Genomic DNA, 14,188 nt, shown 5'->3' on the forward strand with positions numbered 1-14,188 from the left:
GCGCGCGGATCGTGGCGGTGAGATGCAGGACGGATCGAGCGAGCCGAGCGGACGGCGCCGCGCTGCCGGCGACGACCCGCGGCTGGTCTGCGAGCACCACCGGTACGCGGTGGCGTCGCGCTACGCGCGGGGCAGGCGCGTGCTCGACCTGGGCTGCGGCGAGGGCCGCGGCTCCGCGCTGCTCGCCGCCGAGGCCGACGAGGTGGTCGGCGTCGACGACGCGGACACCGTCGAGCACGCGCGCGCCGCCCACGGCGGGCGGCGGGTGGAGTTCCAGGCCGGTGCGGTCACCGACCCGGAGCTGCTGGCCGAGCAGCGCCCCTTCGACGTGATCGTCTGCTTCCACGTCCTCGAGCGCGTCGAGGACCACGAATCCGTCCTCGACGCGATTCGCTCGCGCCTGGCGCCCGGCGGGCTCGTCCTCATCAGCACCCCGGACGCCGCTGCCGGGGAGACCGGGGACACGGCGTCCGCGGAGGAGGGCGGGGCCGTCGACCCCGCCCGCCGGCTCACCGCGCCCGATTTCGGTTCGCTGCTGGAAGGCGCGTTCCGCCACGTGGCGGTGCTGCAGCAGAACCCCGCCGCGGGTTCGCTGGTCGTGCCCAGCGACCCGGGGGACCCGGACGCGGCGATCGAGGGCGTGCGGCTGCAGACGGCGCAGCGCACCGCCACCGGCTGGCAGGTGCGGCAGGGCCTGCCGCACACCGGTCTCATCGGGTTCGCCTCCGACCGGCAGCTGCCGAAGCTGCCCGCGGCCGCGGTGCTGCTCGACCCCGAGCTGGAGCTGGTGCGCGGTGGTGCGGACGAGGCGGCCGGCCTGCGCGCCGACTGCGCCGAGGCCGAGCAGCGGGCGGAGCGGGCCGAGCAGCGGGCGGAGCGGGCCGAGGAGCAGGTGCAGTGGCTGCGTGACACGGCTGCGCGGTTGGAGGGGCGCGCCGCCGCGGCGCAGAGCCGGGTCGCGGAGGTGGCGGCGGAGCTGACCGCGCGGGAGGCCGAGCAGCAGCAGCGCAGCGCCCTGGTGCGGCGCGCCGTCGACCGGGTCGCCCCCGGTGGGACGCGGCGCCGCGACCTCGTCGACGGCGCGCTGCGGCACCTGCCCGGTGCCGGCGGTGCCGTCACCGGGGGCGGTCCCAGTGGTGGTCCTGGTCCCGCCGGGGGCGGCAGCGGCCCGGTCGACGTGCCGCGTTCGCGGAATCCGCAGGTCAGCGTCATCGTCCCGGCGGGCGGTGCGTGGGCGCGCACGCGCGAGCGCCTGCGGTTGCTGGCCGGGCACGTGGTCTCCGCGCCGTTCGAGGTGATCGTCGTCGACGACGGCGCGTCCGAGGAGACCACCCGGCGCCTGGCCGAGTGCGGCGGAGTGCGGGCGGTGCGCGGCGAACGCCCCCTCGGGTTCGCCGGCGCCTGCGGCCTCGGCGCGGAGCACGCGCGGGGCGAGTTCCTGCTGTTCCTCACCGGCGGGGTCACCGAGTCCTGGTTGGACGGTCTCGTCGATGTGCTGCGCGCGGACGGGGGCGTCGGGCTGGTCGGGGCCGCGCTCCTCGCGCCGGACGGTCGGCTGCGGCAGGCCGGCGGCGTCGTCTTCTCCGATGGCACCGCGCACTCACCGGGTTCCGGTGCGGACGAGGACCCCGTGTCCGGGGTGTTGCGCGATGTGGACTACTGCTCCGGTGCGGCGCTGCTGGTGCGGGCGGAGCTGTTCCGCCACCTCGGCGGGTTCGACGCGCGCTTCACCTCGGCGGACTACGCCGGGGCGGACCTGTCCTTCGCCGCGCGTGCGGCGGGTTTCCGCACCGTGGTGCAGCCGCGCGCCGCCGTCGTGCAGCACGCCCAGGACCGCGCGGCCGGGGACCTCGGTGCCCCGGAGGTCGGTGCTCAGGACGCCGGGGGCTGGGACCGCGCGGCCGGGGACGTCGGGGATACCGGTGCGCAGGAGCCGGGTGCGGCGCAGCCCCGGGGCGAGCAGGACCGCGCGCAGCGCCTCGAGCACGACCGCGCGGCGTTCGCGGGCAAGTGGGCGGAGGTGCTCGAGCGCGAGCACCTGGCGGGGTCCGGTGCGCGCGACCTGTGGCTGGCGCGGCAGCGCGGCACGCACGGCCACCACGGCCCCGTGGTGCTGGTCGCGGGCGAGCGCGTGCCGCGGCCGGGCGTGGACGCCGGGGCGCGGCGGATGCGCGGTCTGCTGGAGCAGCTGCGGGAGTTCGGCTGTCGCGTGGTGTTCCTCCCGGACGACCACGGCACGCCCGAGCCGGACACGGGCGAGCTGCGGCAGCTCGGGGTGCTCGTGCTGCCGCGGGCCGCTGCGCAGCAGGCGTTCCTGCGCGAGGTGGGAACGGAGGTCGCGCTGGCCGTGCTGTCCCGCTCGCGCGCGACGTGGGCGCTGCTGGAGCAGCTGCGCACCAGCGCGCCCGGGGCGGTCGTCGTCCACGACGCGGTGGAACCGTCCTTCCTCGGGCTGCGCAGGCGGGCCGAGCTGGCCTCGGAACTCGGCGACGCGGACGCGGCGAGCGCGTTGCGCCGGCGCAGCGCCGCCGCGCGGGAGCGGGAACTGGCCGCGGTGCGGGCGGCGGATGCCGTCCTCGTCGCCGGGGCGGCGCACCGGCGGGCGCTGACCGGGGAGGCACCGGAACCGGAGGTCCATGTTCTGTCCACTGTGCAGGGAATCGAGTCCGTCCAGGATGATCCTGGTGATCGCGAGGGGGTACTCCTCGCAGGAGATTTCACGGAAGAGGACACTGTGGACGCTGCGCGGTGGGCGGTCGAGCAGATCATGCCGCTGGTGTGGCGGCGGTTCCCGGAGGTCCGGCTGGACATCGTCGGCACCGGTCCCGCCGGCGAGGTCCGCGACCTGGAACAGCCCGGCGTGGCCGTGCACGAGCTCAGCGGCGAGCTCGCCCGGTGGTGCGCGCGTGCCCGGGTGACCCTGGCACCGCTGCGGTTCGGCACCGGGGCGGCGGAGGTGGTCGGCGCGAGCCTGGCGTGCGGAGTTCCGGTGGTGGGCACGGGCATCGCGCCCGAAGGGCTGCTGCTCGGCGACGGCGAGGGCATCCGCGTCGGCGGCACGCCCGCGGAACTGGCCGAGGCCGCGGTGCGCCTGCTCGCGGACGGCGCCGAGTGGCGGGAGTTCTCCCGCGCCGGCCAGGAGGCCGTGGCCGAGCAGTGCGGCCCCGAGGCCCACCGCGCGGCGGTGCGGGGCCTGCTCGAACTCGGCAAGATCCTCGCGGAGAGGTGATCACCCCGCGCCCCGCCGGCCCCTGTCTCCCCGCTCCGTGCAGGAGTGCCCCTCTCTGGACCCGTTCCAGAGAGCACAATTTTCATGAAAATTGTAAGCCGTCCCCACGCGAATGGAGCATGATCCATCCACAAGGGGTTGAGTTGTCCACAGGGTTTCCGCGTGTCGGGTGGTCTTCGCCACTCGCTGGAGCTCGGAAGGCGGGGTCGATCGGGGCGGGGTGATCGTCCCGTTCGGGAGCTTCGCGGGGTGGGGTGATCGCCCCGCTCGGGGTCAGTCGCGGACGGTGGGCGGGGTCTTCGCCAGCTGCGCGTCGAGCACTCGGGAGAACAGCGAGTCGGCCTGCTTGCTCTGCTCCGGTTCGCCGCTGACGTCGACGATCACGGCCCAGTCGTGGGCGACGTAGGCGGTGCGGTACGTGGCGTCGCCGCCGAGCACCTCGACCCCCTGGTACGACATCTCGTCCACGGGGGACAGGTCCCGCTGGGCCTGCAGGTACCGGTCGGCCACGGAACGCGCTGTGCGCTCGTTCGGCATCCGCAGGGCGAGCATCGTCACGCGCGGGCCGGGGCCCTCGCTGCCGGAGAACCAACCCCCGCGCAGCCCGTTGTTCAAGGCGAAGTCCCGCACCTGGCGCGGCTTCAGCACCTGCCCCTTCGGGCTCGCCCACGCGCGCCGGTCCAATCCGCCGGCCCACGGGTGCGGTGGCTTCGGCGAGGGCACGAGCACCTGGCCCGAGTCCTTCGGTGCGGGTTTCGGCGCGGGCGGTTCCGGCGGCGCGCTCGTCGTCGGCGTCGGTGACGGCGGGGGCGGGGCCGGCTGCGAGGTGGGCTGCTGCGCCTGCTCGTCACCGCTGCCGAGCGGCACGAACAGCGCCACCGCGGCCACCGCCCCCGCGACCACCAGCACGCCGACGACCGAGAGCCAGGCGTAGAGCTTGCCGCGCTTGGGTTTGCGCTCGATCGGCTCCTCGAAGCCGCCGGGGGTGTGGCGCAGCCACGGCGCACCGCCGTCCGGCGGCGGGATCTCGGCGTTCCCCCACGGGGTGCCCGCGGTGTTCACGCCCCAGCCCTGCTGCGGGTGCTGACCTCCCCACGGCTGCTGCGGCCAGGGCTGCTGCACCGGCTGCGGCTGACCCGGACCGGGCGGCTGCTGCGGCGGCGCCTGCGGGGCCGCTTGGCCCTGCTGGGCTGCCTGGACCTGGCCGAGCTGCTGCGGGTCGACGATCTGGGTGCTGTTGGCGTCGGCCGGTGACTGCGCGCGGCCCATCTCCGGGGGCAGCTGCGCCGCGGGGCTCACCGGCGCGTTCTGCTCCGTGGCCTGCTCCGGCTGCTGGGACTGGTCCTGCTGCGGTTGCGGGTCCGGCTGTGCCGGCTGCTGGGGTCGGGGTGCCGGGCCGTGCTGCTGCGCGGGTCGCGGCGACTGCGGCGCCGGCGGGGGATGCGGCTGCTCGTTCCGGCCCTGCTCGCCGCTCCGGTTCGAGCCGGGCCAGGTGAACGGCGGCGGAAAGGGGTCGACCCCGCCCGCGGCGGGCTCCTGGCCTGCTCCGGCGGGACCGTGCTGCGACTGCTCCGGCGCGTCCTGCTCGGACGCGTCCGGCTGGGCGGTGCTGCCGGCTCCGAGGAGCGCTTCGCGGCGGCGGCGGTGCTCCTCGGCGGAGATGCGGCCCGCCTCGAACTCGGCGTCGAGTTGCTGCAGCTCGTCTTGCCAGGTCACGGATGATTCCCTTTCCGGATTTCCGGCCACGCGAAACCGGCACGCGACCAGTCGTCATTCTGCACGTCGCGCTCTTCGCCGGGTACACCACCCGAGGTGTGAGCTCTGCGAAATCGTGCTCCCGGACGGGCCCGCCGGGGCCGGTCTTCCGGTGGGCGGGCCCGCTCCGCCGGCGATCGCGGGCAGGTGTGCTGCAGCGCACACGCGCCGGGTCGTCCGCGGGCACGGCCGCGCGGACGCGCGGGGGTGCCCGCACGGGTACGCGCGGCCGCGTCGCGGGCGTATCCTCGGTCCCATGGCGCTTTTCGGGAACAAGAGCACGATGCCCGAGCCCGGTGCGGCCCTGCCGGGGCGGTCCACGCCGATGCCCGTGGCCGAGCACCACGAGGTGCATCCGGACCGCCGGATCGCGCCGCCGTTTCCGGAAGGTCTGCGCACCGCCGTGTTCGGCATGGGCTGCTTCTGGGGCACGGAGCGCGTGTTCTGGCGGACCGGGGGCGTGTGGTCCACGGCGGTCGGCTACGCGGGCGGCTACACCCCCAACCCCACCTACGAAGAGGTGTGCAGCGGTCTGACCGGGCACGCCGAGGTGGTGCTCGTCGTGTTCGACCCGCAGCTGATCAGCTACGCCGACCTGCTGCGCGTGTTCTGGGAGAACCACGACCCGACGCAGGGCATGCGGCAGGGCAACGACGTGGGCACGCAGTACCGCTCGGCGGTGTACTGCACCGACGAGCAGCAGCTGCGGCAGGCCGAGGCGAGCCGCGAGGCCTACGCCGACGCGCTCCGCCAGGCCGGCCACGGCGAGGTGACCACGGAGATCGCCCACCTCGGCGAGTTCTACTACGCGGAGACCTACCACCAGCAGTACCTGGCGGAGACGAAGAACCCGTTCGGCTACTGCGGCATCGCCGGGACGGGCGTGGCCTGCCCGGCGGGCCTCGGCGTCACCGCGGAGTGAGCCGCGCGAAGTGGAACGCCCTCGAAGGGCGATGCAGCGCTGCACGGCGGAAGCGCACGCGGTCGAGGAGCACTACGGGGAGTGAGGCAGGTGGCCGAGCGGGCTGATTGGCGCGAGCTCCGCGACAGGCGCATGAGCGAGCCCGGTGCGGAGGAGGCCTGCGAAGCCCACGCCTGACTTTCGAACTCGGCAAGCGGGTTCGCGAGATGCGCGAGCGACTCGGGTGGACCCAGGCCGAGCTCGCTGAAGAGGCCGACATGACCCAGCCGGCAGTGGCGCGTTTCGAAGCCGGCGGCACCGTTCCGACGATTCCCGTGCTCGAACGCCTCGCCCGTGCGCTCGGTGCTGAGCTGGACGTTCGCTTCACCGCACGGACCTCGGCGGTGTAGTCGGCGCGCGGCGCCCCGCCGGCTGGTGGGACGCCGTTGCGCTCGTGCTCAGGTGAAGCGGTCGGTCTTCAGGGCCGCGATGAACGCCTGCCACTGGGCGCGGCTGGTGGTGAAGTGGCCGGCCGCGCGGTTCTTCGTGTCGCGCACGGCGGCGCCGCCGCCGATGCGGCCGACTTCGACGCAGTTGCCGCCGTTGCTGCCGGAACGTTCAGGCTTGCGCCAATGGGTTGGCTTGATGCCGGACATGGTCGTGTTCGCCCTTCCGCCTATGTGTTGTTCTCTTCAGCTGCTTCCACCAGCATCGTGCGCGATTCCGCGCAGCTCAACGCTTGCTGCTCGTCGAGCGTGTGCACGATGAACGTGTAGCGGTGGATGTCGCCGGGGTCTTCCAGGTAGATCCCACCGCGTTCGTTCTCGACGTACACGAACGCGGCCGCATCCTCCTCGGGGAATTGCATCATGACGAACGCTCCGGCCATGGCGGGATGAATGCCGGCGGTGAACGGCAGGATGCGCAGCGAGACGTGCTCGAGCTGGGACGCTTTCACGAGGAAGTCGAGCTGTTCACCCCAGACGGACGGGTCGGCCGTCGGACGGCGGATGACGGCTTCGTTGATGTAGAAGTGCAGCCTCGGCGGTTCCTCGTCGTCGATCCGGGTCTGCCGTTCTTGCCGCACCCGCACTTGGCGCTCGATCTCGTCCTCGGAAAGGTCGGGACGATTCGCGCGGAGGAGTTCCCTGGCGTACCCGGATGTTTGCAGCAGCCCCGGGACGTGCTCGGCCTCGTAGTTCCAGAGATCGAGCGCGTCGGCCTCGAGGCTGACGAAGGTCCTGAACCACTCGGGGACCGTGTCGCGGTAGGCCGCCCACCAACCGCGTTGGTTCGCTTCGTTGGCCAGGCGGAGCAGGTAGTCGAGCTTGGCGGCGTCCACGTCGTAGAACTGGCCGAGCGCTCGGATGGTCTGCGCCTTGATGACGGACCTGGCCTTCTCGAGCTTCGAAACGCCGCTTTCGCCCATGCCCAGCCACTCGGCCGCGTCCTTGAGCGTGTATCCCGACTCCTGTCGCAGCTGGCGCAGCATGGCACCGAGCTGCCGGCGGCGGACGCTCGGCCCCGGAGTACGTGTCATGGCTGACCTTTCGAAGCAGCTACTTGGCGCTCGAGCAGTGTGGCACGCGCATCCTCCCGTGATCGTTGTACACCGTTCGAGTGCATCTCAAGGGAATAGTCCTTTGAAAACTTGATATGGGACATGTCTTGTGTGAATGTCTCCTCAAGATCGCGAGCCCTCATATCGGCTCAGCGGCAACCCGGCGGACAGGAGCGCAAGAAGGCAGGAGCCCCGAGATGCCCCATCCGTTCTCGTGGGTGCCGGCGCAGGGCGCGAGGCACGCCACCACCGATCCGCGGCCGCCGCGCAGCGGTCGCGTCCACCCGCCGGACGTCGTGGTGTCCACGCTGTGCGGGGAGGAGGTGCCCGCGGCGGCCGGGGAGGTCGCGTGGCTGTGGGAGACCTGCCCGGACTGCGACGAGCGCGCCCGTGCGCTGGTCGGGGCCCGCTCGCGTGCCGAGATCCGCGCGCACCGGCGGGATGCCGGCGCGCAGCGGCGGTCCACCGGGAGGGCGCGGTGACCGGGCGGCGGACGGGCCCGCCGAGCGTGCGGGCGGACGGTCCGGCGGCGGAGCAGGGGACCGAGCAGGCGGCCGACCGGACGGCCGGCCTGGCCCCCGGGCGACCGAGCGCGCAGCCGAGCGGGCGGGCGGCCTACCCGAGCACCAGGCGGTCGAGCGGGCGGCCTCCGCACATGCGCAGGCGCCCGGACGAGACCCAGCAGCAGTACCGGGAGCGGCTGTCGCGGTCGTGCTACCGCTGCGGCTGGTACTCCACCGATGCGGAGGAGCTGGACGCGCACGAGGACCAGTGCACCGCGGGAGGTGCCGCGTGATCCCGTTCTTCCTGGTCATCGCTCTCGTGGTCACCGTGGACGTCGCGGGGCTGGCGGCGGCGTGGTGGTCGCTGCAGCGGCCGCGCACGCCCGCGGCGCAGTCGTCCGCGCGGGTGGCCGCGTTCATCGCGCGGCACGGCGTCGCGCCGGAGGACCAGCTGCCGGCCCGGACCGTTCCTCCGCTCCCGGGTTCCGCTCACCGCGCGTGACGGCGGATGCGCGGGTCGATCGGGCATCGGGCGCCGCCCGCGTGCGCGGGCCCGGGCCGCGTCGTCTCAGCCGCGCTGCGGCTCCCGCTCCCGGCGGGGAGGGGCGAGCTGGTAGCTCAGAGTGATGAGCGCGTCGACCGCGAGCACGATCGTCCACACCTTCAGCGGTTGCAGGGCGGGCAGCGCCGCCTGCAGGTCCCCGATGAGCAGCAGGAACACGCCGCCGATGAGCGCGCCGAGGGTCCACGCCGCCAAGTGCCGCAGCCATTGCCGCCGTTCGTGCCGCGCCCTGGCGCGTCCGGTGCGGGGTGCGCGGGTCGGCGGCGGTCCGCCGGCGAAGCGGTGGGCGAAGTGCTCGTCGGCCCGGCGCACCATCGCCGGGCCGAGCACCACCGTCACGCCCAGGTAGATGGCGGCGATGCCGTGCACCGGGCTCGCCGCGCCACCGGTGCGCAGGTCGGCGACCGAGGCGAGCAGCAGCACCACGTCGACGAGCGGGATGGCCGCGAGCAGCGCCGTGCTCAGGCGGTTGCGCCGCGCGAGGTAGCGCGCGGCGAGCCCGGCGAGCAGCAGCGCCCAGAAGCCGATCTCGCAGCCGACGATGAGTCCGACCAGCATGACTCCCCCATTTTTTAGCACGACTGTGTTGAAACCTTTGTAGCACGGTCGTGCTATAAAAGCCACGTGCCCAAGGTGGTCGATCACGAGCAGCGCCGCGCCGAGATCGGCGCGGCGGTGCAGCGGCTCGTCGCGCGCGAGGGGGCCGAGGCGGTGAGCATCCGCACCGTCGCCGCCGAGTCCGGCTGGTCCACCGGAGCCCTGCGCCACTACTTCGCGACGAAGGCGGAGCTGCTGGCCTTCACCGCGGAACTGGTCGCCGAACGCGTCGCCGCCCGCCTCCGCGAGCGGATGGAGCGCGGCTTCGCGGGCAGGACGCGGTGCGCGGCCGCGCGGGAGCTGATCGGCGAGGTCCTGCCGTTCGACGCGGAGCGCAGCACCGAAGCCGCGATCTCCTTCGCGTTCCTCGACCTCGCGCGGGTCGATCCGGGCGTCGCCGAGCAGCAGCGGCGGCACTTCGACGAGCTCCGCGCATTTCTGCGGGACGTCGTCGAGCACCTGGCGGGTGGGGGCGCGCAGGACGTCGAGGGCTCCGCGCGCCGCCTGCACCTCCTCGTCGACGGGCTGTCGCTGCACCTGCTGTTCGGGCGGATCGGCGAGGCCGAGGTGCGCGCGGAGCTGGACCGCGAACTCGCCGCGATCGCGAGCGGCTGAGCGGACGAGCCGGGACTCGGGCGGACCGGAGCTCGGGACGCGACCGCGTTCGGGCACGCCGGCTCCGGGACGGGGAGCGGACCCCGCTCCTCAGGGCGTGCGGCCGAGGAACGCCATCAACCGCTCCGTCGCGTCCGCCCCCTCCGGAGCCGGCTGCTCCGGCCCGAACGCGTTCGGCGAGCGCAGCGCCTCCTCCGGGATCTGCCGCAGGAACTGCTCCGCCCACGTCAGCACGTGGTCGGGGAGTGCGACCCGGCGCCCGTGGGCGCGGCCGAGGTCCCAGGTGTGCAGGTACAGGTCGACCGCGGGGAATCCCAGCGCCTGCCGCAGCGGGACCTCCCCGAACATGGTCGTACGCACCTCGTCCAAATCGGCGCGCTCCACCTCCGCACGGGTGCGTGCCGCCGCGCGCGGCCACTCGGCCGCCGGGTCCGTGCCCAGCTCCGCGGGGGCGGTGGAACCGGGCGGGTTCTCGTCGCCGCGGATGGTGGCGCCGGCCAGTTCCAGCACGCTCACCAGGTGTCCCACCAGCTGGCGCGCGTTCCACTCGGCGCAGGGGGTGGGCCTGTCCCAGGCGTCCGGGGGTACGGCGCGCACCGCCCCGCCGAAGAGTTCCAAGCCGTCGAAGAAGGTCCGCTTCACGTCCATGGCGGCAACGTAGCCGGTGGGAGCGGTGCGCACATCTCCCGGAAAGGCGCACCTCGCCGCGAGGACCTCTCCCGGGCAGCTCCTGCCGGCGGCGCACGACGAAACCCCCGGTCCGCGGACCGGGGGTTTCGGGTGGAGCGGATGACGGGATTCGAACCCGCGACCCTCAGCTTGGCAAGCTGATGCGCTACCGCTGCGCTACATCCGCATATTCTCTTCGTCCCGGCCTCGTTCGCCGGTGCCACCACACTAACGCACCCCCGCACGGGACCCGACGGGGGGTCCTCGCCGGGAGCCGCCGCCGGCTCGGCGCGGTGCGTCCGCTCCAACGATGGGGGCGGTTCGACCGCGCTTCCCTCTCCGCGGCGGGGCTCCGCGCGGTACGGTGGGCCCGCGCATGATCAACGTGCACACGTGTGCGGACCGCCTGGCGGGAGGCGAGGATGAACCGGGTCGTACGGGGATCCGATGGCCGGGAGTGGAGCATCGAGGCCCACGTCGAGTGGTCCAACCCACTGGCTCCCGACGAGTTCGAGCACGACATCAACGGCGGCTCGATGCCGCCGATCCTCATGGGTTCGGCGCTGCTGTTCCTCGTGGTGCTGTTCGTGCTGTGGACGCCCGACGGTGTCGTCGTGCCGGTGTGGCTCATCGCGGCCCTGGCCGTGCTGGTGCTGTTCTTCCCGGTGCGCTGGATCATGCGCCGCCCCTGGCAGCTGACCGCGAGCACCCCGGGCGACGCCGACGAGCACCCGCCGGAGAAGTGGACCGGGTCGGTGCGCGGCCCCGTCAACGTGCGCCAGCAGGCGGCGCAGGTGGCCCGGCACATCGAGCTGTACGCCGAGCCCGACATGAACGGGGAGCTGCAACCGGTCGAGTAGGTCGCGACCGGTCGAGCGGCCGGCCGCGGACTCCCGCGTCCCCCGGGCGCGGAGCGGCGTCGCCGGTGCCGCGCCCGCTCGCGGAGCAGCGGGGGCGCGGCGGAGTTCGGCCGCGCTCGTTCTGCTCAGCGGAAGTGCGGCTACCGCTCGTCGACGCACGAAGTGCACCCGACGTGGTTACCTTGTCCCGGCCGGTGGCCATCGGAAATAGTGAAGCCCGTGCCGGAGCTGTTGACGGAGCGCACGGTGCTCACGGCGTTCGCCGCACTGGCAGTGCTCGGGATGTTCGTGCTGCTGTGCCGCGCCCGCCGGGTGAGCACCTCCGTGGAAGACGCCACCCTCGCCGCGCTGCACCGCGTCACCAGCGCCGCCCCGCACCTGCGGGACGGCCTGAGCCAGGAGTCGGCGGACAGGACCGCCCCGCACCTGCGGGACCTGCTCTCCTGCGGCGCCGTCGGCATCGTCGACGCCGAGGGGCAGCTGCTCAGCTGGGACGGTGGGGCCAACCACCACTACGAGGACCTGCGCGGCACGATCGAGCAGGTGCTGCGCACGGGCAAGCGCGAGTACGTCGAGCACTCCGACGTCCCCTGCGAGCAGCGCTCCTGCCCGATGCGGCACGCGATCGTCGTGCCGCTGGACGTCGAGGGTGAGACCCGCGGTGCGCTGGTGATCATCGCCGACGGCGACCGCAAGCGGCTGCTGCGGGCGAGCGGGGAGGTCGCCCACCACGTGGCCACCCAGCTGGAGCTGGCCGAGCTGCAGGAGTCGCGGCGCCAGCTCGCCCAGGCCGAGGTGCGCGCGCTGCGGGCGCAGATCTCCCCGCACTTCATCTACAACGCGCTGAACACGATCAGTTCGCTGATCCGCACCGACCCCGACCACGCGCGGGACCTGCTGCAGGAGTTCGCCGACTTCACGCGGTACTCGTTCCGCACCACCGGCCTGTACACCACGCTGGCCGACGAGATCCGCAACATCGACCGCTACCTCACGCTGGAGCGGGCCCGGTTCGGCCCGGACCGGCTCAAGGTCCAGCTCAAGATCGCGCCCGAGGTGCTGCCCGTGGTCGTGCCGTTCCTGGCGCTGCAGCCGCTGGTGGAGAACGCGGTGCGGCACGGCCTGGCGGACAAGCCCGGCGGCGGGACGGTCACGCTGATCGCCGAGGACAACGGCGCGGAGGCGCTGATCAGCGTCGACGACGACGGCGTGGGCATGGATCCGGACCGGCTCGACGCCGAGCTGGCCGATGCGCACATGACCGGCGCGCACGTGGGGCTCGGCAACATCAACAACCGCATGCGGGCCACGTTCGGCAACGACTACGCGCTCGTGGTGGAGACCGAGCAGGGCGCGGGGATGAAGGTCCTGATGCGCGTGCCGAAGTTCGCCCCGGGAGTGCGCGTGTCCCCCGAGTCGACCGGCGGGGAGCCGGACTCGCCCGGTGGGGAGTCGGACTCGCCCGGTGGGGACGAGGCGCAGCCGGAGTCCGGTGCGGCGGAGGCCGCCGGGGAGCAGGCCGGTGACGAGCAGGATGCTGGTGGGCAGACCGGCGAGCGGTCAGCTGGCGAGCAGCAGGCCCGGACCCGCTCGAACGAGCGGCGGGTGCGCGGCGGGCAGGGGTCCTCGCGGACCGCCGCGCCCCTGCACTGAGGCTTCCCGCGGCACGAGCGCGATCACCCGGATGGCGAGATCATCTGGACGGGGAAGGAACGGCAGGCACGTGATCACCCGTTGTGGTGAAGACTGCGGTTGGTGATCCACAGCCCTGCGAGCTGTCCACACCTGCTGGCGTGGCCGGTGGGACGAGGCGGCGCGGCTCGGTAGCGTGCGGAGCATGACCGACAAGACTCCGCAGAAGTTCAGCGATGTGCTCACCGGCCTGCCGAGCAAGCTGCCGGGCAAGCTGGGCGAGCGCGCCGAGCGCGGACCGGTGGTCGCCGCCGTCCGGCTGCACGGCGTGATCACCTCGACGCCCTCGCCGGTCAGCCGCCCCACGATCTCGATGCAGAACGTGGAGACCGCGCTGTCGCGGGCGTTCGCGCACGACCGGCTGCAGGCGGTGGCGCTGGCCATCAACTCGCCCGGCGGTTCGCCCACCCAGTCGGCCCTGGTGGCCGAGCGCATCCGCGAGCTCGCGAAGGACAAGGACGTGCCCGTGCTGGCGTTCTGCGAGGACGTCGCCGCCTCCGGCGGGTACTGGCTGGCCTGCGCGGGCGACGAGATCTACGCGCACGGCACCTCGATGATCGGTTCGGTGGGCGTGGTGACCGCCGGGTTCGGACTGCACGGCCTGCTGGACCGGATCGGCGTGGAACGCCGCGTGCACGCGGCCGGTGAGAACAAGGTGCGGCTCGACCCGTACCGCCCGGAGAAGGACGACGACGTCGAGTGGCTGACCGGGATGCAGAACGAACTGCACCAGCAGTTCCGCGAGTGGGTCACCGCGCGCCGCGCGGACCGGCTCGCCGACAGCGAGGAGCTGTTCAGCGGCGAGGTCTACACCGGGCGCAAGGGGGTCGACCTCGGTCTGCTCGACGGCCTGGGCACGATGCGCTCGGTCGTGCGCGAGAAGTTCCCGGACGCGCACCTGGTCTCCGTCGAGCCGCGCAAACCGCTGCTGGCGCGGCTGGGCGTGTCCTCGCCGGCGTCCACCGGGCTCGGCTCGCTGCTCGGCGGATCGGACCCGGTCATGTCCACAGTGGAGGCGCTGGAGCACCGGGCGCTGTGGTCGCGCTTCGGGCTGTGAACCGGCTGCGAGCACCAGCGGGACCGGTGCGGGCGCCCGCGTTCCGGGCGCGGGGACCGGTCACTGCGGCGCGTCACGACCTCCGGGGCTGCCCCGGTGTTCTGTGCGTTGCGTGAGCACGTACTTTTGAACACCCAGCGCATGTCGTGGATCACCGAGCGGTGCCGACCGCGGTGCGGGATCGCGC

15 protein-coding genes and 1 tRNA gene are annotated in these 14,188 nt (G+C 73.5%); 10 read left to right on the forward strand and 6 right to left on the reverse strand.

What is annotated here, in order from left to right; genetic code table 11:
• Nucleotides 1–22 precede the first annotated feature (22 nt).
• Entirely contained in the window at nt 23–3,229 is a 3,207-nt protein-coding gene (locus ACYVJE_RS05915; RefSeq protein WP_461143639.1) for a methyltransferase domain-containing protein, read from the forward strand.
• A gap of 273 nt (nt 3,230–3,502) precedes the next feature.
• On the opposite strand, the gene ACYVJE_RS05920 is transcribed toward ACYVJE_RS05915, so the two are convergent.
• Nucleotides 3,503–4,945 carry a hypothetical protein gene (locus ACYVJE_RS05920; protein ID WP_461143640.1) on the reverse strand — a complete coding sequence of 481 codons (1,443 nt, stop codon included), beginning with the start codon at nt 4,943–4,945 and terminating at the stop codon, nt 3,503–3,505.
• A 295-nt stretch (nt 4,946–5,240) separates the two neighbouring features.
• On the opposite strand from ACYVJE_RS05920, the gene msrA reads away from it, so the two are divergent.
• Complete coding sequence (gene msrA, locus ACYVJE_RS05925) at nt 5,241–5,906, forward strand: peptide-methionine (S)-S-oxide reductase MsrA (RefSeq protein ID WP_461143641.1); 666 nt, start codon at nt 5,241–5,243, stop codon at nt 5,904–5,906.
• A 206-nt stretch (nt 5,907–6,112) separates the two neighbouring features.
• Nucleotides 6,113–6,295 carry a helix-turn-helix domain-containing protein gene (locus ACYVJE_RS05930; RefSeq protein WP_461143642.1) on the forward strand — a complete coding sequence of 61 codons (183 nt, stop codon included), beginning with the start codon at nt 6,113–6,115 and terminating at the stop codon, nt 6,293–6,295.
• Nucleotides 6,296–6,343: 48 nt separating this feature from the next.
• Here ACYVJE_RS05930 and ACYVJE_RS05935 read toward each other — a convergent pair whose 3' ends face one another.
• Nucleotides 6,344–6,541, reverse strand: a complete 198-nt coding sequence (locus ACYVJE_RS05935) for a DUF397 domain-containing protein (RefSeq protein WP_461143643.1) — start codon at nt 6,539–6,541, stop codon at nt 6,344–6,346.
• A 20-nt stretch (nt 6,542–6,561) separates the two neighbouring features.
• Nucleotides 6,562–7,425, reverse strand: a complete 864-nt coding sequence (locus ACYVJE_RS05940; protein ID WP_459157832.1) for a helix-turn-helix domain-containing protein — start codon at nt 7,423–7,425, stop codon at nt 6,562–6,564.
• A 218-nt stretch (nt 7,426–7,643) separates the two neighbouring features.
• Between ACYVJE_RS05940 and ACYVJE_RS05945 the strand changes: the two genes are divergently transcribed.
• Genes ACYVJE_RS05945 through ACYVJE_RS05955 form a run of 3 tightly spaced genes read left to right on the forward strand, consistent with a single transcriptional unit; the run spans nt 7,644 to nt 8,451 of the window.
• A complete protein-coding gene (locus tag ACYVJE_RS05945) occupies nt 7,644–7,928 on the forward strand; it encodes a zinc finger protein (RefSeq protein ID WP_461143644.1) in 285 nt (94 codons plus the stop codon).
• Nucleotides 7,925–8,242, forward strand: coding sequence for a hypothetical protein (locus ACYVJE_RS05950; protein ID WP_461143645.1), 318 nt, complete (start codon nt 7,925–7,927; stop codon nt 8,240–8,242). The genes ACYVJE_RS05945 and ACYVJE_RS05950 overlap by 4 nt, the downstream gene beginning before the upstream one ends.
• Nucleotides 8,239–8,451: a hypothetical protein gene (locus tag ACYVJE_RS05955; protein WP_461143646.1), complete on the forward strand. Its 213-nt coding sequence runs from the start codon at nt 8,239–8,241 to the stop codon at nt 8,449–8,451. The genes ACYVJE_RS05950 and ACYVJE_RS05955 overlap by 4 nt, the downstream gene beginning before the upstream one ends.
• A 66-nt stretch (nt 8,452–8,517) precedes the next feature.
• Here ACYVJE_RS05955 and ACYVJE_RS05960 read toward each other — a convergent pair whose 3' ends face one another.
• The gene (locus tag ACYVJE_RS05960) at nt 8,518–9,069 is read right to left on the reverse strand and encodes a hypothetical protein (protein WP_461143647.1); all 552 of its coding nucleotides are present in this window, start codon (nt 9,067–9,069) and stop codon (nt 8,518–8,520) included.
• 66 nt (nt 9,070–9,135) lie between these two features.
• Here ACYVJE_RS05960 and ACYVJE_RS05965 point away from each other — a divergent pair, with 66 nt between their 5' ends.
• Nucleotides 9,136–9,723 (forward strand): TetR/AcrR family transcriptional regulator, encoded by a 588-nt coding sequence (locus ACYVJE_RS05965; RefSeq protein ID WP_461143648.1) that lies wholly within the window; start codon nt 9,136–9,138, stop codon nt 9,721–9,723.
• A 90-nt stretch (nt 9,724–9,813) separates the two neighbouring features.
• Here ACYVJE_RS05965 and ACYVJE_RS05970 read toward each other — a convergent pair whose 3' ends face one another.
• Together ACYVJE_RS05970 and ACYVJE_RS05975 are read right to left on the reverse strand one after the other, a co-directional pair.
• Nucleotides 9,814–10,371 (reverse strand): TIGR03086 family metal-binding protein, encoded by a 558-nt coding sequence (locus ACYVJE_RS05970; protein ID WP_461143649.1) that lies wholly within the window; start codon nt 10,369–10,371, stop codon nt 9,814–9,816.
• Between the two features lie 133 nt (nt 10,372–10,504).
• A tRNA-Gly gene (locus ACYVJE_RS05975) sits at nt 10,505–10,579 on the reverse strand.
• Nucleotides 10,580–10,814: 235 nt separating this feature from the next.
• Between ACYVJE_RS05975 and ACYVJE_RS05980 the strand changes: the two genes are divergently transcribed.
• The 3 genes from ACYVJE_RS05980 (at nt 10,815) to ACYVJE_RS05990 (ending at nt 14,001) form a co-directional block, all read left to right on the forward strand.
• Nucleotides 10,815–11,252 (forward strand): DUF983 domain-containing protein, encoded by a 438-nt coding sequence (locus tag ACYVJE_RS05980; RefSeq protein WP_461143650.1) that lies wholly within the window; start codon nt 10,815–10,817, stop codon nt 11,250–11,252.
• 219 nt (nt 11,253–11,471) lie between these two features.
• Nucleotides 11,472–12,905: a histidine kinase gene (locus ACYVJE_RS05985; RefSeq protein ID WP_461143651.1), complete on the forward strand. Its 1,434-nt coding sequence runs from the start codon at nt 11,472–11,474 to the stop codon at nt 12,903–12,905.
• Nucleotides 12,906–13,089: 184 nt separating this feature from the next.
• A complete protein-coding gene (locus tag ACYVJE_RS05990) occupies nt 13,090–14,001 on the forward strand; it encodes a S49 family peptidase (protein ID WP_459157840.1) in 912 nt (303 codons plus the stop codon).
• The last annotated feature ends 187 nt before the right edge of the window (nt 14,002–14,188 follow it).

This window comes from Salinifilum aidingensis (assembly GCF_054782015.1).